Here is a 20237-nt window from a genome sequence, read left to right on the forward strand (position 1 = left end):
CTCGCGTTTTGAATGATCGAGCGAAAGATCAGGCGAACGACTTGCCGCAGCCGCAGCTCGACTTCGCGTTCGGATTCTCGAAGGTGAAGCCGGACCCCTCCAGCGCGATGACGAAATCGATCGTCGTGCCCTCGAGATATTCGAGGCTCTTGTGATCGACGAGCACGCGCACGCCCTCGCGCTCGATCACGGTGTCCTCCGGCTCGCTGCCGCTGACGAGACCCATGTTGTACTTGAGCCCGGCGCAGCCGCCGGCTTCGACCATGATCCTGAGGCCGTCGACCGGCTTGTCGGAGGTCGTGATCGCGTTGCGAACCGCATTGATGGCGCTGTCGGTCAGGTTGATCATCATCGTCTCGCCCTTTCCCATTCGGCTGTTGCGAATGGGATTGGCAAGTCCCGTGCCATGCAACAATCGCCTGAAAGACCTCATGTTTTCATGCCGTCGCTGTGGCGTTTCCGACGCGTGTCGGGTTTCCGACACGGATGACCGACGCCGGGCCACGGACGTGCCGAAGGAATGTCGCGGCGGAAACCCGACAATGCCGGAGGTCGCGGGCGAAAGACCAAGTGAATCAAGGCGCAGCACACATCGGCAGACAATTTGCATTCCAGCCCTTTTCGACCGCGCCGTGCGGCGAACGGCTGACCAGGACATGCGAGAGAATTGCTGATGACGACATTGGAGAAGACGGTTGCAATCGAGACCACCGCGCTCGCGCAGCTCGACAAGGAAGGACGGCTGTTGAACGCCGTACTCAAGGCGCCGACCACCAAGCCGGGGCGGTTCGGCTTCCGCGGCGACATCGCGCTGAAATTCCAGACCCAGGTTGCGGACGAGAAGCGCCCGCCGGACTTCTCGATCGAGCAGGTGCTGACGATCGTCAACGACGGCGAGGCGACGATTCCGGTGCTCGTCGGCTACATCCACTCGCTGGCTTATCTGGAGACCGCGGTCGAGGTGCTCAAGGGCCTGCTGACGCCGGACGGCAGCTACTTCATGTTCTGCAACAACATCGATCTGCTGGCGAAGTACCGCATCAAGATGGGCGACGTCACGTTCTATGTGCTGCCCTGCGACGAATCCACCGTCTGGAAGGAGATGATGGATCTCCTCGGAATCGACAAGAACGACATCAAGAAGCTCGATACCGCCGGCAAGCTCGACTACGTGCTCGATGCCGCCAAGAAGTTCAGCGAGAGCTATGAAGTCATCGCCTATGCAGATGCGCTGGCCAAGATGGAGCCGGTGAAGAACCGTAACGAGAACCGGCCGGTCTGACTCTCGTTCCTTCACGCGCAAGCTGAAGTCCCGGCGCTCGCGCCGGGACTTCGTGTGAGAGCTCAGCCTTCTTCACACTGAAGACCCGTCTCTTCAGCCTCCTCGTCATCCTCGACCAGGGTCACGCCGGTCACGCAGATGTCGCCGTCGAGGACACTCAGCGCGACCGGCGTCAGGCTCTCGCCCTTGCACGGGCCGTCGACGCAGAGTCCGGTGCCGATCTCGAACAGCGAGCCGTGCTTGCCGCACAGGATGCGCAGGCCGTTGCCGTCCAGGAACTGGTTGCGTTCCCAGTCGAGATTGACCTTGTCGTGCGGGCACATGTTCAGATAGCCGAACACCTGCTTGCCCCAGCGGATGACGAAGATCGGCCACGGACGATGGCTGCCGTCCTCGGCCACGATCATGAGCTGAAAGCCCATGGCGCGGCGGCTCGGAATGTCGTTGAAGCTGCAGATGGCGTAGGCGACGTCGGTCGTCATGTCAGGCCTCATCGATGTCTGGCGCATGTCCGACATTGCCGCTCTCGGCCCAGCGAGAGCGGCGGTCGGCTCGCTGAAGGACCACGTTGCAAGATTCGCGCAACTCCGCCTGTTCGCCTCGCCTTCTTCGCCGCTGCGGGAGACTGGCACAGAACTTGAAAATTTCTCCTGCAAACGCGGCTTTGTAAGGAGATCGACATGAACGTGGCACTGGAATTCGTCGAGAGCTCGCTCGACGACATCAAGGCGGCGCTGGCTGGCGGCACGCTGACGGTCTACTCAGTGGCACGCCCGATCACTGCAGACAAGGCCGTCGACCGCAGCGGCGTGCTCGCAACCTTCACGTTCGGCTCGCCCGCCTTCGGCCCCGCGGCGGACGGCCTCGAGCAGCCGAACTTCGTTGCGGCATCGGTACCGGCGGCCACCGTCGGCACGCCTGGCTTCGCGCGGGCGCGCAAGGCGGACGGCACCACTGTCGCCGATTTCTCCGCCGGCCCAGGCGAGCGCGAGATCAAGTTCACCGAAATATCATGCTCGCCCGGCGCGCCGGTCACGGTCGCGACCTTCAAGATCATCGCCGAAGGCGGCTGGCCGGAGCGTCCGGAATACTACGACACGCATCCGCGCCCGGGCTATCCGATGCCGAAGACGCTCTGACGCGCCACGTGCAATCATCGGATCGGCATCTCTGTTGGAACGACATCGCGAGCGCATCCATGAACACGGACACCTCTGACGCCCTGGTCAGCTCGGAATGGCTGGCACAACATCTGTCCGACCCTGCTATCAAGATCCTCGACTGCACCTGGCACCATCCGAGCACCAACCTGGACGGCCGTACGCAATATCGCGGCCGGCACCTGCCGGGCTCGGTGCATTTCGACATCGACCAGATCGCCGACAAGTCGAGCCCGCTGCCGCACATGCTGCCGTCATCGGAGGATTTCGCCCACAAGGTCGGGCTGCTCGGCATCAGCAATGCCGACCGGGTCATCGTCTATGACCGTCACTATGGCGGCTCGGCCGCGGGCCGTGTGTGGTGGATGTTCCGCGCCTTCGGCCACGACAACGTCGCCCTGCTCGACGGCGGCTTCGGCAAATGGACCAAGGAGAAGAAGCCGGCGGAGATGACGCCTGTGCGCCCCGTGCCGGCGAGCTTCAGCGCGAGCTTCAGGCCGGAGCTTGTGGCAACCTCGGACGCCGTACAGAGCTTGCTGCACAGTGGCGGCGCGCAGTTGGTCGACGCCCGTGGGCCGGGCAAGTTCGACGGCACCCAGGCGGACGTGTTCACGTTCAAGCGCCAGGGCCACATTCCCGGCGCCGTCAATCTGCCCTGGGCGGATCTGGTCGACCCCGACACCGGCGAACTGCTGGCCTCTGATGCGCTCGGCGCCCGCTTCGCCGCCGCTGGCGTCGATCTGGCGAAGCCGATCGTCACCACCTGCGCCTCGGGCATCACGTCTTGCATGCTGGCGCTGGCGCTCTATCGCCTCGGTGTTCCGAACGCGGCCGTCCACGACGGCGCCTGGGCGGAATGGAGCCAGCTCGACGACACGCCGGCGGCGGCGTGACAAAGCGACTTGGATGGCGGGAGCACGAGCATGGCAAAGACCCTGGTCAAGACGACGCAGGACGGCCGCAAGGTCGAGGTGATCGGGCTGGCAATCTGCCTCGAAGGCGAGCTCGAGGCGTTCGAGCTGGTCGAGGTGAAGCTGCATCCGAACCGGCGCAAGATCTGGGAGGCCGCGCCCGACGCCACCCACATGGCCGGCCGGATCACGCTGACGAAGGACGAGGCCGCGATCGTCGAGAGCGCGTTTGCCGCCGCCCAGGCCGAGATTCTCGCCAACCCCGCCGCAATCAACGAACGCTTCCGCATCGCCGCGATGTGGAAGGCCAGGGAACAGGGAATCGAGTAGGCGCCACATTCGGAGTGGTGCGCACCTCCCTCCGCCGTCATTCCGGGGCGCGCGCAGTGCGAGCCCTGAATCCATAGCAACGACCGGCTATGAGGCGCGAGATGTCCGTGGCGCCTGTCTGCGAAAACAAGAAACATTCGTGTCTATGGATTCCGGGCTGATCGCTGCGCGATGCCCCGGAATGACGCATGGATGAACTGTGCCGCTATGGATGCGGCAGGAAAAGACTCGTAGGGTGGCAAAGCCGTCGGGCGACGCGAATCGGCGTCCGATGGTGTGCCACCATTATCGTTCCGGATGCGCAGATGGACGGCGGGCACGGCGCGTGAGACCGAATCCCCTATTGAGAGACCGCCCAGGCGCCTTTGCCCACCCTACGGACCAATGCCCGTCATCGCGAGCGCAGCGACGCGATCCAGGGCGGCGCGAGGACTCTGGATTACTTCGTCGCCTGCGGCGACTCGCAATGACAATGACGCTGTGGCGCGCATCCGTCCCTGCTACTGAAAAATCCGGCCACGGTAGTGATAGCCGCCGCCGTCATCGACGTCGAACAGCTCGCCGATGTCCGGATGCTTGACCGGCTCGCCCGAGACGTCGGCGACCAGGTTCTGTTCGGGCACATAAGCGATGTAGCTGCTGTCGCCGCATTCGGCGAGCAGATAGTAGAACGGCTGCTCCCGATCGAGCCGCGTATCCATCGTGATCGCCCGCCAGCCCTCCTCCTCGGAGAACGACAGATCGACGTCGAACACGACACCGCGCAGGTCGTAGACGCGATGCCGGGTCACCTGGCCGATTGTGAACTTTGCTTCCATCCGCAGCATGACGGCACGCTCGACAGTCTCAGGCCGCCGGCGAATGGGTCTGGCAGTTGGTCGGGCAGACCCGGGCGCAGGCGCCGCAGCCGATGCAGGCGCCGGTGTCGTGCATGACCATGATCTTCTTCTCGACCTCGTCATCCTCGTCGTCGTCGAGCTCGACGAACTCGCCCTCGTCGTTGATGCCCTTCAGGGTCATGACCTCGCGGCCGCAGACCTTGTAGCAGCGCCCGCAGCCGATGCACTTGGCCGCATCGATCGCGACTAGGTAGTCCGGCCGCCAGTCGCGGCCGTCACGGGTTGAATTGGACATGGTGACGGGTCCTTGTACAGGCTCACGCGGCCTCGAGCTTCTTCAGCTCGGCCCGCTTCTTCTCCAGCTCGGCGAACGCCTCGTGGGCCTTCTGCGCCGTCGGCAGGATCTGGTCCCAGTTGATGGGCAGCTCCTCCGACAGATCATGCAGGTTCATCTTGGCATCCATAGCGCGCGCCGACAGCTTCTTGATCTCGGCCTTCAGGGTGTCCAGGTCGCTCATCTCTCATCCTCACAGTTCAGTAATTCGCGACATCCTTGAACTTCTCGATCATCTCGACGCCGGCCTTGACGAACTTGTCGCCCTCGTCAGCGAGCTTGGCGAGATTGTCGAAGCCGAAGCGGTGCACGTCGCGCAGCTGCTTGTTGACCACGATCAGCCGGCCGCCGATCAGCACCATGCGGCCGAAGCCTTCATGGCTCATCTTCAGCATCGGCGAGATCATCACGCCGGTGGCCTTCTCGATCGACAGCGCGACCGCGTTGAAGAACAGCTCGAGCCGCCAGATCGTCTCCGGATCGGGATCGCCGATGATCGGCAAAGCGCGCCGCTTCTCCTTGTCCAGGATGTAGGGCTCGAGCAGATCGACATCCTTCTTGCCCTCCCAAGCCCCATGGGTGTCCTGGGCACGCCAGACCTTGATCAGCTCCTTGACAAAGGGCCGCTGCTCGGCGGGGACGGTTTCGACGGCTACCGCGGTATCGGACATGGTGGTTTCCTCATTCCTCGAAATCGAGCGCGCGTTCCTGGCCCTTCGCCAGCGCCTTGCGCAGCCACGGCGGCGGCGTCCCCTTCAGCACGGTCTGCAGCTTGCCCAGGAGATCGGTGATCTCCTCGGGCTGATTGACCTTCATCGGATGGATGTTGTTGGCGACGACGCGCGCTGCGCCGGAGCCTCCGATCGCGGCGACATAGAGGATGGCGCAATCCTTGATCGCCTCGATCTTCGGCGCCAGCTTGTCCTCGTTGCCGTCCTCCTTGAGATCGCCGTCGAACTCGACGCTCTCGACGAAGCGGTAGCCCTCGGGATCGAGATCGTAGATCGCGATGTTCTTGGCCCAGCCGAAATGGGCATCGACGCGTTTCAGATCCTGGGTAGCGAATGCGACTTTCATGTCGTCGGTCCTTTCTCCTCAAGCGTCAATGCAAAGGCGCCACGACGGCGGATTCGGGCGATGCCTGCTGGAAATCCTTCCAGGGATCGATCCAGGTATCCGGCGTCGGCTGATGATTGTCCTCGCGGTCGGCGATGATCAGGTTGGCCAGCGCAAACACCAGGTCGCGGGTGCCGCGATAGCCGACCGTCAGCAGATGCCCTGCCCCCAGCCGGTCGAACATCGGAAAGCCGATCCGGTAGAACGGGATCTTCAGCCGCGCGGCAGCCTGGCGGCCGTGCGAATGCGTCATCATCAGCCCGCAGTCGCGCTGCTTCGCGAGATTCTCCAGATCCTCGAGATCGCCGATCAGCACCTCCTCGCACGGCATCCGCTCGAGCACCGGCGACTGCGTCGTGGTGATGGCGACCGAGATCTCGGCCCCCATGTCGTGCAGCATGCTGGCGACGTCGAACAGCAGGTCCGGCTCGGCGCCGATCGCGAGCCTGCGGCCGCCGATGTGGAAATGCGCGTCCAGCATCGCGTCGGCGAGCTGGCCACGCTGCCGGCGATACTTCGCTGGCACCGGGCGTCCCGAGATCTCGCTCAGGAACGTCATGAACTCGTCGTTCGGCAGCAGCCCGCAGAGACGTTCGAACAACCGGTATGGAACGCCGGTCCTGGCCTGCATCGCCTCCGCCGCGCGCTTCATCTGCGCCCCGATCGCGATCGTCCAGGACGCGCTGCCCATGACCGCGATCTCCTCCAGCCCGATGCCGCCGATCGTCGTCGGTGTGAACTCGTCGGGGATGTGACCGTCGAGCGAGCCGCCGATATCCGGCAGGAACGACGGCTCCAGCCCGAAATCCTCGATGATGGTGCGCAGTTCCTCGATGTCCCCCGGCGTCAGATGACAGCCCGGCAGCACGTTGACCCGCGCTGGATCGCGCCTTGTCGACGTCGGCTTGTCGACGAGCACCTCGACCATCTTGGCGACGGTCTTGTCCCAGCCATCCTGGAACGCGTCCTTGAAATCCGGCGTGGAGACATAGACCAGCGGATAGTTCGCCAGCTCCGGATGCTTCTCGCGGATCAGCCTGATGTAGCCGTCGACGTCGTCGCCCTTGGTCTCCGTGACCCCGGTGGAACAGATGCCGATGATCTCCGGCTTTTGTCGCTTGTGGATGTTGAGGATCGCCTGCTCGACATTCTCGTAGCCGCCGAGCACGGTGGCGACCTCGCTCATCGCGGTCGTCTGCATCGGCACCGCTTCCTTGAAGTGGCGCACGAACAAGGTCAGGCCGAACGAGGTGCAGCCCTGCGAGCCGTGCAACAGCGGCATCGCGCCGCGCAGGCCGAGGAAGGCGAACGAGCCGCCGATCGGCTGGCTCATCTTCAGCGGATTGACCGCGCAGGCCTTCTTTCCGATGATGACCTTGGCCATGAGCGCTCCTACTCCGCCGCCTGCAGCAGCTCGGCCGGCGCCTTCTGCGCCGCCAGGATGTCCTCGACCCGACCGGCACAGGCGCCGCAGCCGCCAGAGGCGTTGGTGTGCGTGCGCACACCGGCGACGTCGGTGAGGCCATGCGCCTTGATCGCATCCTCGATGGTGCCGAGGTCGACCGTCTTGCAGTGGCAGATCTTCTTGGCACGCCGCGCGGCTTCAGCTGCGACTGGATCGGCCGCGAGCGCGGCAGCTTCGGCATTGGCCTGAGCGATCGCCCTGGCCTGCCAATTGTTGCTGGCCGTCTCCCAGGGCGCCCGCTTGCGCAGTTGCTCCCACATCGGGTTGTAGATCGCCTTGTCGATCTCGGCGACCAGCTTCACCATGCCGATATAGCCCATATAGGCGTGCGAGCGCTCCTGGTTGATGTCGAGCCAGGGCATCGCCGCCTTCAGTGCCACGAATTGCGACTTGCCACCCGACAGCATGATGTCGGCCTTGGCGTCCTTGAGCATCTTGTACATCTCGCGCGGCGCCATATCGTCGATCATGTGCGCGTCCTGGCCCATCAGCTCCTTGATGCGCTCCTTGTCCTCCTTGGTGGACTTCTTCACGGAGGTGCCGACCAGCTCCATGCCGGCCTCCTGCAGCGCCGCCACCACCGACCACGATTTCACGCCGCCAGTGATCAGGAGCACCTTCTTGCCGGTGAGCCGTTGCTTGAACGGCTCGATCGCCGCCCAGGCCTTGGCTTCCTCGCGGGCGATCACCGCCTCGGTACGATCCAGCAGATCGGCCGGAGCGCCGCGCTCGACCAGGAGACGCGCGATTTCGCGCAGCGAATCCGAGGAGTCCTGGATGCCGTAGAACGAGCCCTCGAAGAACGGGATGCCGTAGCGCTCCTCCATCTTGCGGGCGACGTTGATCATCGCCTTGGAGCACACCATCATCGCTGCGCGAGCGCGGTGTGACGACGCGACGTCCTTGTAGCGGCCGTCGCCGGAGATGCAGGCGGAGATACGGATGCCGAGCTCGTCGAACAGCGGCTTCACCTGCCAGAGCTCGCCGGAAAGATTGTATTCGCCGATGATGTTGAGGTCGTAGGGGGTGGTCACCTCCGGCTCGACGGTGCCGATGACGTGGTCGAGCAGCGCCTCGCCGGCGAGCTTGTTGCCGAGGTTCTTCGGGCCCACAAAGCCCGGTGCATTGACGGGAATGCACGGCTTGCCGAACTTGGCGGAGGCTGCCGTGCAGACCGCGTTGATGTCGTCGCCGGTCATGGCGGGCACGCAGGTCTGGTAGACGAAGACCGCCGGCGGATCGTACTTCTCGATGATTTCCTTGATCGCCTTGTACAGGCGCTTCTCGCCGCCGAACACGACGTCGGTCTCGTTGATGTCGGTGGTGAAGCCGGTGCGCCAGATCTGCGCGCCCGACGAGGCCGCACCGCGGTTGTCCCAGGAATTCCCCTCGCAGGCGATCGGTCCGTGCACGAGATGCGCGACGTCCGTCAGCGGCTGCAGGGCGACCTTGGCGCCGTCGAAGGCGCAACCACCGGCCGCGCCGCCCGGCTGCAGCTGCTTGGTGCAGCCCTTCTTGCGCTCGGCCTCGGACTTGTTGGCGTTCTTGCCGCAACCCGGCTCGTTGAAGACGTTCTGGATCGTGGCAGACAGCGAGCTCATCGGCTTCTCCTGTTGGCGGACCTTCTGCGCGTCTTGGTGAGACGAGGAGGCTCCGGCCTCTGCGGCCGTCCCCATGAGCCTTGTCGTCCAGATCGAAGCGCGGCGGCCCTTGAGGGACCGCCGCGCGCCGTCACTTAGCGGATGATGTCGAAGCTGTAGTCCGACTTGGCCGGCACGTTGGTGTTGCGGTCGATCTCGTCGAAGATCTTGTCGAGGATCGTGACCAGCACGTTCAGGCCGCCCTGATAGCCCCACACCGGATAGCGGTGCTTGTGGTGGCGATCGAAGATCGGGAAGCCGATGCGGATCAGCGGCGTGCCGGTGTCGCGCTCCAGATACTTGCCGTAGGTGTTGCCGATCAGGAAATCGACCGGCTCGGTGAACAGCAGCGAGCGCATGTGCCAGAGATCCTTGCCGGGATACACGTGGCAGTTCTTGCCGAACGGCGAGCTATCGAACACCGCCTGGACCTTCTCGGCCCAGTCTTTGTTGCCGTTGGTGGCGAGCACATGGGTCGGCTCGGCGCCGAGCTCGAGCAGGAACGCGGCCAAGCCGAGGCATAGGTCCGGATCGCCGTAGATCGCGAACTTCTTGCCGTGGATGTGCGCGCTGGAGTCGGCGATCGCGTCGACCAGGCGCCCACGCTCGAGAGCGAGAGATTCCGGGATCTCCTTGCCGCTGATGCGCGACAGCGCCATCACGAAGGCGTCGGTGCCGGTCACACCGACCGGATGGTTGAAGGAGACGACCTCCTGGCCGTGGTTCTTGATGAACGGCAGGGTCTTCTCGGTGCAGAAGTGCTGCATCGAGATCGTCGCCTTGGCGTGAACGGCGTTGGCCGCGTCCTCCAGGGTCGTGCCGCCGTCGTACATACGGAACTCGCCGTCGGTCGGCGTGTCGAACACGTTCGAATTGTCGCCGAGGATCGTATACTCGATCCCCATCGCCTCGAAGATGTGCTTCACTTCCTTGATGTTGCCAACGGTGTAGCCATCGAAACCGCCGATGAAATTGATCTTCTCGTTGGGAACGCGCTCCAGCTTCGGCGCGGTGCCGGCCTTGCCGTCCCAGAAGTGCTCGAGAATGCCCTTCATCGCGTTGTCGTAGCCGGTGACATGGCTGCCGACAAAGGCAGGCGTATGGGCGAAAGGCACGTCGAATTCGGCCGGAACCGAACCCTTCTCCTTGGAGGTCTTGATGAAGGCGTTGAGGTCGTCGCCGATGACTTCCGCCATGCAGGTGGTGGAGACAGCGATCATCGACGGCTTGTACATGTTGTACGCGTTGGCGAGACCGTCGATCATGTTGTTCAGCCCGCCGAACACAGCCGCGTCCTCGGTCATCGACGACGACACGCAGGAGCTCGGCTCCTTGAAGTGGCGCGACAGATGGCTGCGATAATAGGCCACGCAGCCCTGCGAGCCGTGCACGAACGGCAGCGTCTTTTCGAAGCCGACGGCAACGAACACCGCGCCGAGCGGCTGGCAGGCCTTGGCCGGATTCACGGTCAGCGCCTCACGGGCGAAATTCTTCTCGCGATATTCGGGCGTCTTGGCCCATTCGCGGATGCGCTCGACCTCGGCGGGGTCGCGCGGATTCTCGAACATCTTCTTCTTGTTGGCCAGCATCTTCTGGTATTCGGGACCACGGAAAAGCTCGAAGTGATCGAGCACATGTTCGGCAGACTGCGTCATGGGAAAACCCTCTTTATGTTCCTGTGTCGATCAGGGAGCGCTGGCTCTCCGCCGAAGGAGAGCCAGGCCGTGGGTGGTGGTGGTTACTCGGCCGCCTGGAGCAACGGCTTGGGCGCCTGCTTCCAGGGTGCCTTGGCCATCTTCCAGACCGGCGAGTTGATGGCCATGTCCATGTCGCGGGCGAAGATCGCGAAGCCGTCATAGCCATGGTACGGACCCGAGTAGTCCCAGGAGTGCATCTGGCGGAACGGCACGCCCATTTTCTGGAACACGTACTTTTCCTTGATGCCCGAGCCGACCAGGTCCGGCTGGACCTTCTCGACGAACTTCTCGAACTCGTATCCGGTCACGTCGTCGTAGATCAGCGTGCCGTCCTTGACGTAGTGCTGGGCGGTGCGCTGATAGTCGTCGTTGTGGCCGAACTCATAGCCGGTACCGACGACCTCCATGCCGAGGTCCTCGTAGGCGCCGATCACGTGGCGCGGACGCAGGCCGCCGACGAACAGCATCACGGTCTTGCCTTCGAGGCGCGGCCGGTACTTGGCGATGACGGCGTCCATCAGGGGCTGGTACTTGGCGATGACACGCTCGGCACCCTCCTTGATCTTGTCGTCGAAATAGCTCGCGATCTTGCGCAGCGATTCGGCGATCTTGCTCGGTCCGAAGAAGTTGTATTCGCACCACGGAATACCGTACTTCTCTTCCATGTGGCGCGAGATGTAGTTCATCGAGCGGTAGCAGTGCAGCACGTTGAGCTTCGCCTTCGGCGTCGCCTCGAGCTCCGCCAGCGAGCCGTCGCCCGACCACTGGGCGATCACGCGCAGACCCATCTCCTCGAGCAGGATGCGGGACGACCAGGCGTCGCCGCCGATGTTGTAGTCGCCGATGATCGCGACATCGTAGGCCGACGGCTCGAAGCGCGGCGCGGCATCGGCCGGGAGCTTGTCGAACACCCAGTCCCGGATGGCGTCGTTGGCGATATGGTGACCCAGGGACTGAGACACACCGCGGAAGCCTTCGCAGCGCACGGGGACGATGGTCTTGCCGTCATACTCTTTCGACTTGACCTTGGAGACCGCCTCGATGTCGTCGCCGATCAGGCCGATCGGGCATTCCGACTGCACGGTGATGCCGTTGTTCAGCGGGAACAGCTCCTGGATCTCGTCCATGATCTTGGCGAGCTTCTTGTCGCCGCCGAAGACGATGTCCTTCTCCTGGAAGTCGGAGGTGAACTGCATCGTCACGAAGGTGTCGATGCCGGTCGTGCCGATGTAGTAGTTGCGGCGCGCCGCCCATGAGTACTGGCCGCAGCCGACCGGACCGTGGCTGATGTGGATCATGTCCTTGATAGGTCCCCACACCACGCCCTTCGAGCCGGCGTAGGCGCAACCGCGGATGGTCATGACGCCGGGGATCGACTTGATGTTCGACTTGACGCCGCAATCCGACTTGCCGTTCTCATGCACGTTGAGATGCTTGGCACGGCGCTTGGCGGTCTTTTCCGGATAAACCTTCAGGACCTCGGCGATCAGTTCCTTGTTGCGCGCCTTGATCTCGGCAACGCTTTGTTTCTCGATGACGCTCATCTGGCTTTCCTCGATGATCGGTTGCGGAGGTGCTCCGGCCCTTGGAGACGAAGGGCCGGAGCACCGGTGGCGGTTACGCCGTTGCGGCGAGCTCGGCGGCGGACTTGCCGATCTGGCTCTCGTCCACGGCCTTCATGATGCCGTGCTCCATCAGCATGTCCTCGAGCTCGTCCATCGTGATCGGCGTCGGGATGATGCCCTTGCCGCCGTTGTTGTGGATCTTCTGAGCCAGCGAGCGGTAGTGGCCGGCCTGGACCGAGTCCGGCGCGTATTCCAGCACGGTCATGCGGCGCAGCTCGGCGTGCTGCACGATGTTGTCGCGCGGCACGAAGTAGATCAGCTGCGTGCCGAGCTTCTTGGCCAGCGCCTCGGCAAGCTCCAGCTCCTTGTCGGTCTGGCGCTCGTTGCAGACCAGGCCGCCCAGGCGCACGCCGCCGGAGTTGGCATACTTCAGAATGCCCTTCGAGATGTTGTTGGCGGCATACATCGCCATCATCTCGCCGGACATCACGATGTAGATCTCCTGCGCCTTGTTCTCGCGGATCGGCATCGCGAAGCCGCCGCACACCACGTCGCCCAGCACGTCGTAGGACACGTAGTCGATGTCCTCATAGGCGCCGTTCTCCTCGAGGAAGTTGATCGAGGTGATGACGCCGCGGCCGGCGCAGCCGACGCCCGGCTCCGGACCGCCGGACTCGACGCAGCGGATGTCGCGATAGCCGACCTTCATGACCTCCTCAATCTCGAGGTCCTCGACGCTGCCGGCGGCGGCGGCCAGGCTGAGAATGGTGTCCTGCGCCTTGGCGTGCAGGATCAGACGGGTCGAATCCGCCTTGGGATCGCAGCCGACGATCAGGATCCGATGACCCATCTCGGCGAGCGCCGCGAGCGTGTTCTGCGACGTCGTCGATTTGCCGATGCCGCCTTTGCCGTAGAATGCGATTTGTCGAAGTGATGACATTCTGCTCTCCATCAACCGATTGCCAATGTCCCGCATGCGCCTTGCATGACGAGACCGCGTCCTCTCTCCAGAACCGGCAGACGGGTTATTGGGAAGGAGAGCATCGCTCGTCCGAAGCGTCGGCGTGCACTCAGCCCTCAACCTTTGCCTGAGCCCAGTTTTGCAACTGATGTGCCAGAGCTTTGGAATCGTTAAAAAGGCCATGTTTTGAAAGAGATGCGGCCAAGCTCGGCGCTAGGATGTACTTGTTGCAAATCCGACATCGGGGGTTTTCACCCGACGCTCCCGCGCCGTGCTGTCCGAAACGACACATGCCGCCGCGGCTCCGAGCGACGCTTCCGTAGAGAACACCGCGGAACGCTCGCCGAGGCCGGCCAGGAGCGGCGGTACGGAGTTTGCTTGATGTAGATCAAACCCGCTTTCGAACGGGCCAGCAGGAGTACTTTTGATGGCGAGCAAGGCGCGCGTCTTTGTCATTGAAGCCGATCAGGTGATCCGCTCGGCGCTCGGCTACATTCTCAGCGAGCGTCACGAGACCTTCACCTTCGCGGAGACCGCGGATGCACTGAGCAAGGCCGTGCGGGCCACGCCCGATGCCGTCCTGGTCGGGAGCAGCATCCTGGAGGACGACGGCGCCGAGACCGTCGGCATGCTTGCCCGGAAGATGCATCAGGCTGGCATCATCGTGGTCGCGGGATCGACCCGATCGCCGCTCGCGTTGGCCGGCCTGCAGCAGGGCGCGGAAGCCATCATCGCCAAGCCGATCACCTTCGACGGCGTCACGCACGCGGTCGATTCCGTGCTGGCACGGCGCGGGAGCGAACCGGGCCCGACGGCATCGCCGGCCCGCATATCCACGGAGATCAGCCGGTGACACGGAGAGCCTGATGTTGAAGATGACCCAGACCACGACGCAGGCGGCGCCGGACATCGAGGACATCGTCGAGAATTTCGCGCTGCTCGACGACTGGGACGACCGCTACCGCTATGTGATCGAGCTCGGCCGCGGCCTCCCGCCGCTGCCCGACGCCGACCGCAATGATGGCAACAAGGTGCAGGGCTGCACCAGCCAGGTCTGGCTCGCCACCACCGTGCGGCACGACGCCGCAGCACCGGCGCTCCACTTCATCGGCGACAGCGACGCCCACATCGTTCGCGGCCTGGTCGCGATCCTCCTGGCCATGGTGTCGGGCCGCACGGCAAGCGAGATCCTGGCCGCCGATCCGATCGCCCTGTTCGAGAAGCTCGGCTTGCGCGAGCATTTGACCCCGCAGCGCTCCAACGGTTTCCGCTCGATGGTGGCCCGCATCAAGGCGGATGCCCAGGCGGCGCTGGCGGCGGCGTAGGTTTGATTGGCTTATTTTCTGGCTTGATTGATCCGTCTTGTGGCGGCGATCTCGGTGCACCCTCTCCCCTTGTGGGAGAGGGTGGCGGCCCCTGGCGATGCGAAGCATCGCCCTGGGTCGCCGGGTGAGGGGTTGTCTCGGCATATTCAGACGGTCGTGGCTCGCGGAGACAACCCCTCACCCGAGTTTGCCTGGGACTCACAGCGGTGCTGCCCTCTCCCACAAGGGGAGAGGGCGCATCAATCGGCACCGTCTCTTTGCGATCATCAAGCGTAGGGCAAGTCGTCTCTACGCGAAAAACTCCTGCGCCTTCCTCAGCGCGCGCACGAGGACATCGACCTCTTCCCGCGTGTTGTACATCGCGAACGAGGCACGGCAGGTCGCCGTCACGCCGAAGCGTTCCAGCAGCGGCATGGCGCAATGGGTGCCGGCGCGGACCGCGACGCCGGAGCGGTCGATGACGGTGGCGAAGTCGTGGGCGTGGGCGCCCTGCATCTCGAACGAGACGATCGCGCCCTTGTCGGCGGCATTGCCGATGATGCGCAGCGAGTTGATCTCGCGCAGCTGCTCGGTGGCATAGGCGACGAGATCATGCTCGTGCGCCGCGATGCGTTGCTTGCCGATCGAGGCGACGTAATCGATCGCCGCGCCGAGCCCAGCCGCTTCAACGATCGGCGGCGTGCCGGCCTCGAAGCGATGCGGCGGGTCGCCATAGGTGACAAAGTCCCGCGATACCTCGCGGATCATCTCGCCGCCGCCGTTGAACGGCGGCATCGCGGCCAGGAGCTCGCGCTTGCCGTAGAGCGCGCCAATGCCGGTCGGACCGTAGATCTTGTGCCCGGTGACGCAGTAGAAGTCGGCGTCGAGATCGCGGACGTCGACCTCCATGTGCACGGCGGCCTGCGAGCCGTCGACCAGCACGGGAATGCCGCGGGCGTGCGCGATGCGGATGACCTCCTTGACCGGAACGACGGTGCCGAGCACGTTCGACATCTGCGTCATCGCCACCATCCTGGTGCGCGGGCTCAGGAGCTTCTCGAATTCGTCGAGCAGGAAGTTGCCGTCGTCATCGACCGGAGCCCATTTGATGACAGCACCCTGGCGCTCCCTGAGGAAATGCCAGGGGATGATGTTGGCGTGGTGCTCCATGATCGAGAGCACGATCTCGTCACCGGGCCCGATCCGCTCGCGCCCGAAGGTCTGCGCCACCAGATTCACCGCCTCGGTGGCGCCGCGCGTGAAGATGATCTGCTCCGGGCTCTCAGCATTGAGGAACGCCGCGACCTTGGCACGGGCGCCCTCATAGGCCTCGGTGGCGGCGTTGGCGAGATGATGCAGGCCGCGATGCACGTTGGCATATTCGGACGTATAGACCTGGTTCATCCGGTCGAGCACCGCCTGCGGCTTCTGCGCCGAGGCGGCGTTGTCGAGATAGACCAGCGGCTTGCCGTGCACCTGCATGCCGAGGATGGGAAAATCCGCCCGGATGCGGCCGACGTCGTAGCCGCTTCCCTGCACCGCTGCATGCATCATCTACTCCCGTCGTCCGAGCCAGCCCAGCATCGCCTCGGTCAGCGCCGCCCGCACGCTCTCATTGGCCGCGCCTTCGATGATCTCGCCGATGAAGGCCTGGATCAGCAGCGCCTTGGCCTCCTTGGGCGGAATGCCGCGCGCCATCAAGTAGAACAACAGCTCATCGTCGATGGCGCCGGTGGTCGTGCCGTGACCACACTGCACGTCGTCGGCGAAGATCTCGAGCTCCGGCTTGCTGTCGGCCTCGGCCTCGTCGGACAACAGCAGCGCCCGCGACATCATCTTGGCGTCGGTCTTCTGCGCGCCGGGGCTGACGGTGATCTTGCCCTGGAACACCGCGCGCGCGGTATCGCCGACGACGGCCTTGAAGGTCTCGCGGCTCTGGCCGTTCTCGGCGGCGTGCTCGATAGCGAGCGTGGCATCGGCATGCTGCGTGCCCGACAGCAGCGCGCCGCCGCGGATATCGGCGACGGTGCCCTCACCCGCAAGGCGGACGAACAGCTGATTGCGCACCAGGCCGCCGCCGGCAACGAAGCCGAGCTGGTTGAAGGTCGCGCGCGCGCCGATATTGGCGAGCAGCGAGCCGATATGCAGCGCGCTGTTGCCCTCGCTGACGACCTTGACGTGATCGATCCGCGCCTCGTCGCCGACGACGAGTTGCATTGCGGCGTTCACCTGATACTCGCTGCCGTCGGGTCCCTGATGCGTCTCGACTATGGTGGCGCTGGCGCCGGCACCGATATTGACCAGCGACCGCGTGAACATCGAGGTCGCGACCCAGTTGGTCGTGACGAAGGCGACATGGATCGGCCGGCTCAGCACGGTGCCCGGTGCGACCAGGATCACGACCCCATTGGCGGCCAGCGCGGTGTTGAGCGCCAGCGCCGGATCGTCGTCCGGCACCATCGGGCCGAGACGCTGCGACAGCAGCGGCTTGTCGGCGACGAGCGCGTCGGCCATCGGCTGGATGGTGAGGCCAGTCTCGAGATCGGCGAGGTCCGACAGCTCGGGCACGAAGGCGCCGTCGACGACCATCAGCTTGCGAAAGCCGGCGCCGGCGAACAAGTCGCGCGCCTCGCGCGCCTTGGCCTTCGCAGCATCGTCCGGAAGCGAAGCGAGACGCTTCGCCTCCTTCATCTGCGTGCGAAGATCGGTGTAGCGCCAGGCTTCGACGCGCCGATGCGGCAGGCCGACCGCGTTGAAGCGGTCGAATGCGGCGGCGCGCACCGCCGTGATCTCCTCGCCACCCGGCAGATAGCGGCGGGCGCCCTGATACAGATCGGCCAGTCCGAGCTCGGCCTTGGTCTTGCGGATCGCGACGCCCATGCTCGTGCTCCTCGCGCTCTTACGCCGCTTCGCTCTGATACTGGGCGTAACCGGTCGCCTCGAGCTCGCGCGCGAGGTCCGCGGTCCCGGTGCGGACGATGCGCCCTGCCGCGAACACGTGGACGATGTCGGGCACGATGTAGTCGAGCAGCCGCTGATAATGGGTGATCACGATCATGCCGCGCTCAGCGGAGCGCAGCGCGTTGACACCGTTGGCGACGACCTTCAGCGCATCGATGTCGAGACCCGAATCGGTTTCGTCGAGCACGCAGAGCGAGGGCTGCAGCAGCGCCATCTGCAGGGTCTCGTTGCGCTTCTTCTCGCCGCCGGAGAAGCCGACATTGAGCGGCCGCTTCAGCATGTCGGCGTCGATGTTCAGGGTCTTGGCGATCTCGCGCACGCGCTTGATCAGGTCGGGCGACGACAGCTCCTCCTCGCCGCGCGCCTTGCGCTGGGCATTGAAGGCGGCGCGCAGGAACGTCAGGGTGGCAACGCCCGGGATCTCCAGCGGGTACTGGAAGGCGAGAAACACGCCCTTGGCGGCGCGCTCGTCGGCCGCCATCGCCAGCAGGTCCTCGCCGTTGAGATAGACCTCACCGGCGGTGACCTCGTAGCCGGGCTTGCCGGCGAGCACGTAGGACAGCGTCGACTTGCCGGCACCGTTCGGCCCCATGATGGCGTGGATCTCGCCCTTGTTCACGGTCAGGTCCAGGCCCTGGATGATCTTCCGTCCGCCGGCGATCTCGGCGTGGAGTCCCTTGATTTCGAGCAGGGCCGTCATCGAACACTCCTTCTGATATTGTCGCCGCGCGACGCCGTCATCCAACCGAACCTTCGAGCGAGATCGAGATCAGCTTCTGTGCCTCGACGGCGAATTCCATCGGCAATTGCTGCAGCACGTCCTTGACGAAGCCGTTGACGACGAGGCCGACCGCTTCCTCTTGGCTAAGACCGCGCTGGATGCAGTAGAACAGCACGTCCTCGGAGATCTTGGACGTGGTTGCCTCGTGCTCGAACACCGCCGAGGAATTCTTTGTCTCGATGTAGGGCACGGTGTGTGCGCCGCATTTGTCGCCGATCAAGAGCGAGTCGCAGGCGGTGAAGTTGCGCGCCCCCGACGCCTTGCGATGCGCGCTGACCAGGCCGCGATAGGTGTTCTGCGACTTTCCGGCGGCGATGCCCTTGGAGATGATCCGGCTCGACGTGTTCTTGCCGAGATGGATCATCTTGGTGCCGCTGTCGACCTGCTGGAAGCCGTTGGAGATCGCGATCGAGTAGAACTCGCCGCTGGAATTGTCGCCACGCAGGATGCAGCTCGGATATTTCCAGGTGATCGCCGATCCCGTCTCGACCTGGGTCCAGGAGATCTTGGAATTGGTGCCGCGGCAGTCGCCACGCTTGGTGACGAAATTGTAGATGCCGCCGACCCCTTCCGAATTGCCGGGGTACCAGTTCTGCACCGTCGAATATTTGATCTCGGCATCATCGAGCGCGACCAGCTCGACCACGGCGGCATGGAGCTGGTTCTCGTCGCGCTGCGGCGCGGTGCAGCCTTCGAGATAGGAGACGTAGGCGCCCTTGTCGGCGATGATCAGGGTGCGCTCGAACTGGCCGGTGTTGCGCTCGTTGATGCGGAAATAGGTCGACAGCTCCATCGGACAGCGCACGCCCGGCGGGATGTAGACGAACGAACCGTCGGAGAAGACCGCCGAATTGAGCGTGGCGAAATAATTGTCGGTGGTCGGCACCACCGTGCCGAGATATTTCTGCACGAGGGCCGGGTGCTCGCGCAGCGCCTCGGAGATCGGCATGAAGATCACGCCGGCCTTTTTCAGCTCCTCCTTGAAGGTCGTCGCCACCGACACCGAGTCGAACACGGCATCGACCGCGATCCTGCTGCGCGGCGCCGCGGCCTCGCCGTCGACATTGGTTTCCGCCGCCGCAGGCCGCTCGACGCCCTCGAGGATTTCGACCTCACGCAGGGGAATGCCGAGCTTTTCGTAGGTCTTCAGGATCTCCGGATCGATCTCGTCGAGCGAGGCCACCTTCTTCTTCGGCTTCGGCGCGGCGTAATAATAGAGATCCTGATAGTCGATCCTGGGATAGCCGACCCGCGCCCAGGTCGGCTCGGTCATGGTCAGCCAGCGGCGATAGGCCTCCAGCCGCCATTCCAGCATCCAGGCCGGCTCGTTCTTCTTGGCCGAGATGAAGCGGATGGTGTCTTCCGACAGCCCCTTCGGAGCCTTCTCGGATTCGATGACGGTCTCGAACCCGTAGCGATATTGATCGACGTCAATGCCCTTGACCCGATCAATGGTCTCCTGAACTGCTGCCATCGCTCACTCCGCTTGCAATGTTTCCGCCGCGGCCCGCGTCAGGCAGGGACGCAGGTGTCCGGCACCGGACAGACGGCAGCGCATTGCGGCGCGTCGAAATGGCCTTCGCACTCCGTGCACTTCTTCGGATCGATGATGTACATGTCGTTCTTGAGCCGAATGGCTGCGTTCGGGCACTCGAACTCGCATGCCCCGCAGACCGTGCATTGTGAGGCGATGATCTTGTAGGTCATGTGCAGCTCCCGCGATTCCTGCGACATCGAGCGATGTCATTCGCGCGTTATCTTTCAAGCGCCGTGCCAGAGCGCATTTGGTTGATTTCTAAGGAGGATTCTAAAGTTCGCCGGTCACGGCGAGCTGTCGCTCTCCCGACAGCATGTCGCAAGTGCGACAGGACGCGAGGTAAGCGGTAGTCTC

The 20237-nt window shown here is 64.1% G+C and carries 23 protein-coding genes; 6 read left to right on the top strand and 17 right to left on the bottom strand.

The window, feature by feature from the left end:
- Window positions 1–28: 28 nt before the first annotated feature.
- Window positions 29–349 (bottom strand): HesB/IscA family protein, encoded by a 321-nt coding sequence (locus QW845_RS22320; protein ID WP_257170758.1) that lies wholly within the window; start codon window positions 347–349, stop codon window positions 29–31.
- A 324-nt stretch (window positions 350–673) separates the two neighbouring features.
- On the opposite strand from QW845_RS22320, the gene QW845_RS22325 reads away from it, so the two are divergent.
- The gene (locus QW845_RS22325; protein ID WP_315803686.1) at window positions 674–1282 is read left to right on the top strand and encodes a hypothetical protein; all 609 of its coding nucleotides are present in this window, start codon (window positions 674–676) and stop codon (window positions 1280–1282) included.
- Between the two features lie 62 nt (window positions 1283–1344).
- On the opposite strand, the gene QW845_RS22330 is transcribed toward QW845_RS22325, so the two are convergent.
- Window positions 1345–1764 carry a Rieske (2Fe-2S) protein gene (locus QW845_RS22330; protein WP_315803687.1) on the bottom strand — a complete coding sequence of 140 codons (420 nt, stop codon included), beginning with the start codon at window positions 1762–1764 and terminating at the stop codon, window positions 1345–1347.
- Between the two features lie 198 nt (window positions 1765–1962).
- On the opposite strand from QW845_RS22330, the gene QW845_RS22335 reads away from it, so the two are divergent.
- Genes QW845_RS22335 through QW845_RS22345 form a run of 3 tightly spaced genes read left to right on the top strand, consistent with a single transcriptional unit; the run spans window position 1963 to window position 3683 of the window.
- A complete protein-coding gene (locus QW845_RS22335) occupies window positions 1963–2421 on the top strand; it encodes a hypothetical protein (protein WP_315803688.1) in 459 nt (152 codons plus the stop codon).
- Window positions 2422–2480: 59 nt separating this feature from the next.
- Window positions 2481–3335, top strand: a complete 855-nt coding sequence (locus QW845_RS22340) for a sulfurtransferase (RefSeq protein WP_315803689.1) — start codon at window positions 2481–2483, stop codon at window positions 3333–3335.
- A 30-nt stretch (window positions 3336–3365) separates the two neighbouring features.
- Window positions 3366–3683, top strand: coding sequence for a hypothetical protein (locus QW845_RS22345; protein WP_315713146.1), 318 nt, complete (start codon window positions 3366–3368; stop codon window positions 3681–3683).
- A 500-nt stretch (window positions 3684–4183) separates the two neighbouring features.
- Here QW845_RS22345 and hspQ read toward each other — a convergent pair whose 3' ends face one another.
- The 10 genes from hspQ to nifH form a co-directional block, all read right to left on the bottom strand.
- Complete coding sequence (hspQ, locus tag QW845_RS22350) at window positions 4184–4510, bottom strand: heat shock protein HspQ (protein WP_315803690.1); 327 nt, start codon at window positions 4508–4510, stop codon at window positions 4184–4186.
- Between the two features lie 19 nt (window positions 4511–4529).
- Complete coding sequence (gene fdxB / locus QW845_RS22355; protein WP_008960273.1) at window positions 4530–4817, bottom strand: ferredoxin III, nif-specific; 288 nt, start codon at window positions 4815–4817, stop codon at window positions 4530–4532.
- A 22-nt stretch (window positions 4818–4839) separates the two neighbouring features.
- Window positions 4840–5040, bottom strand: coding sequence for a CCE_0567 family metalloprotein (locus QW845_RS22360; protein WP_006609662.1), 201 nt, complete (start codon window positions 5038–5040; stop codon window positions 4840–4842).
- A 16-nt stretch (window positions 5041–5056) separates the two neighbouring features.
- On the bottom strand, window positions 5057–5527 hold the full coding sequence (locus tag QW845_RS22365; protein ID WP_315803691.1) for a NifX-associated nitrogen fixation protein: 471 nt from the start codon (window positions 5525–5527) through the stop codon (window positions 5057–5059).
- Window positions 5528–5537: 10 nt separating this feature from the next.
- Complete coding sequence (nifX, locus tag QW845_RS22370) at window positions 5538–5933, bottom strand: nitrogen fixation protein NifX (protein ID WP_315803692.1); 396 nt, start codon at window positions 5931–5933, stop codon at window positions 5538–5540.
- A 25-nt stretch (window positions 5934–5958) separates the two neighbouring features.
- Window positions 5959–7356 (bottom strand): nitrogenase iron-molybdenum cofactor biosynthesis protein NifN, encoded by a 1398-nt coding sequence (nifN, locus tag QW845_RS22375; RefSeq protein WP_315803693.1) that lies wholly within the window; start codon window positions 7354–7356, stop codon window positions 5959–5961.
- Window positions 7357–7364: 8 nt separating this feature from the next.
- On the bottom strand, window positions 7365–9038 hold the full coding sequence (nifE, locus tag QW845_RS22380; RefSeq protein ID WP_315803694.1) for a nitrogenase iron-molybdenum cofactor biosynthesis protein NifE: 1674 nt from the start codon (window positions 9036–9038) through the stop codon (window positions 7365–7367).
- A gap of 134 nt (window positions 9039–9172) precedes the next feature.
- Entirely contained in the window at window positions 9173–10732 is a 1560-nt protein-coding gene (gene nifK / locus QW845_RS22385; protein WP_315803695.1) for a nitrogenase molybdenum-iron protein subunit beta, read from the bottom strand.
- An 83-nt stretch (window positions 10733–10815) separates the two neighbouring features.
- Complete coding sequence (gene nifD / locus QW845_RS22390; protein WP_315803696.1) at window positions 10816–12318, bottom strand: nitrogenase molybdenum-iron protein alpha chain; 1503 nt, start codon at window positions 12316–12318, stop codon at window positions 10816–10818.
- 73 nt (window positions 12319–12391) lie between these two features.
- The gene (gene nifH, locus QW845_RS22395; RefSeq protein ID WP_315803697.1) at window positions 12392–13279 is read right to left on the bottom strand and encodes a nitrogenase iron protein; all 888 of its coding nucleotides are present in this window, start codon (window positions 13277–13279) and stop codon (window positions 12392–12394) included.
- A gap of 448 nt (window positions 13280–13727) precedes the next feature.
- On the opposite strand from nifH, the gene QW845_RS22400 reads away from it, so the two are divergent.
- Together QW845_RS22400 and QW845_RS22405 are read left to right on the top strand one after the other, a co-directional pair.
- Window positions 13728–14153: a response regulator gene (locus tag QW845_RS22400; RefSeq protein WP_315803698.1), complete on the top strand. Its 426-nt coding sequence runs from the start codon at window positions 13728–13730 to the stop codon at window positions 14151–14153.
- A 13-nt stretch (window positions 14154–14166) separates the two neighbouring features.
- Window positions 14167–14625 (top strand): SufE family protein, encoded by a 459-nt coding sequence (locus QW845_RS22405; RefSeq protein ID WP_315803699.1) that lies wholly within the window; start codon window positions 14167–14169, stop codon window positions 14623–14625.
- 288 nt (window positions 14626–14913) lie between these two features.
- On the opposite strand, the gene QW845_RS22410 is transcribed toward QW845_RS22405, so the two are convergent.
- The 5 genes from QW845_RS22410 to QW845_RS22430 are packed head-to-tail and all read right to left on the bottom strand — an operon-like array spanning window position 14914 to window position 20053.
- The gene (locus QW845_RS22410) at window positions 14914–16155 is read right to left on the bottom strand and encodes a cysteine desulfurase (protein ID WP_315803801.1); all 1242 of its coding nucleotides are present in this window, start codon (window positions 16153–16155) and stop codon (window positions 14914–14916) included.
- Between the two features lie 3 nt (window positions 16156–16158).
- Window positions 16159–17484 carry a Fe-S cluster assembly protein SufD gene (gene sufD / locus QW845_RS22415; protein ID WP_315803700.1) on the bottom strand — a complete coding sequence of 442 codons (1326 nt, stop codon included), beginning with the start codon at window positions 17482–17484 and terminating at the stop codon, window positions 16159–16161.
- Between the two features lie 19 nt (window positions 17485–17503).
- Window positions 17504–18265, bottom strand: a complete 762-nt coding sequence (sufC, locus tag QW845_RS22420; RefSeq protein ID WP_315803701.1) for a Fe-S cluster assembly ATPase SufC — start codon at window positions 18263–18265, stop codon at window positions 17504–17506.
- Between the two features lie 37 nt (window positions 18266–18302).
- Window positions 18303–19820, bottom strand: coding sequence for a Fe-S cluster assembly protein SufB (gene sufB / locus QW845_RS22425; RefSeq protein WP_315803702.1), 1518 nt, complete (start codon window positions 19818–19820; stop codon window positions 18303–18305).
- Between the two features lie 38 nt (window positions 19821–19858).
- Entirely contained in the window at window positions 19859–20053 is a 195-nt protein-coding gene (locus QW845_RS22430; RefSeq protein WP_006609648.1) for a 4Fe-4S dicluster domain-containing protein, read from the bottom strand.
- Between the last annotated feature and the right edge of the window lie 184 nt (window positions 20054–20237).

Origin of the sequence: Bradyrhizobium sp. SZCCHNS3002, assembly GCF_032377435.1 — a bacterium.
GTDB lineage: Bacteria > Pseudomonadota > Alphaproteobacteria > Rhizobiales > Xanthobacteraceae > Bradyrhizobium.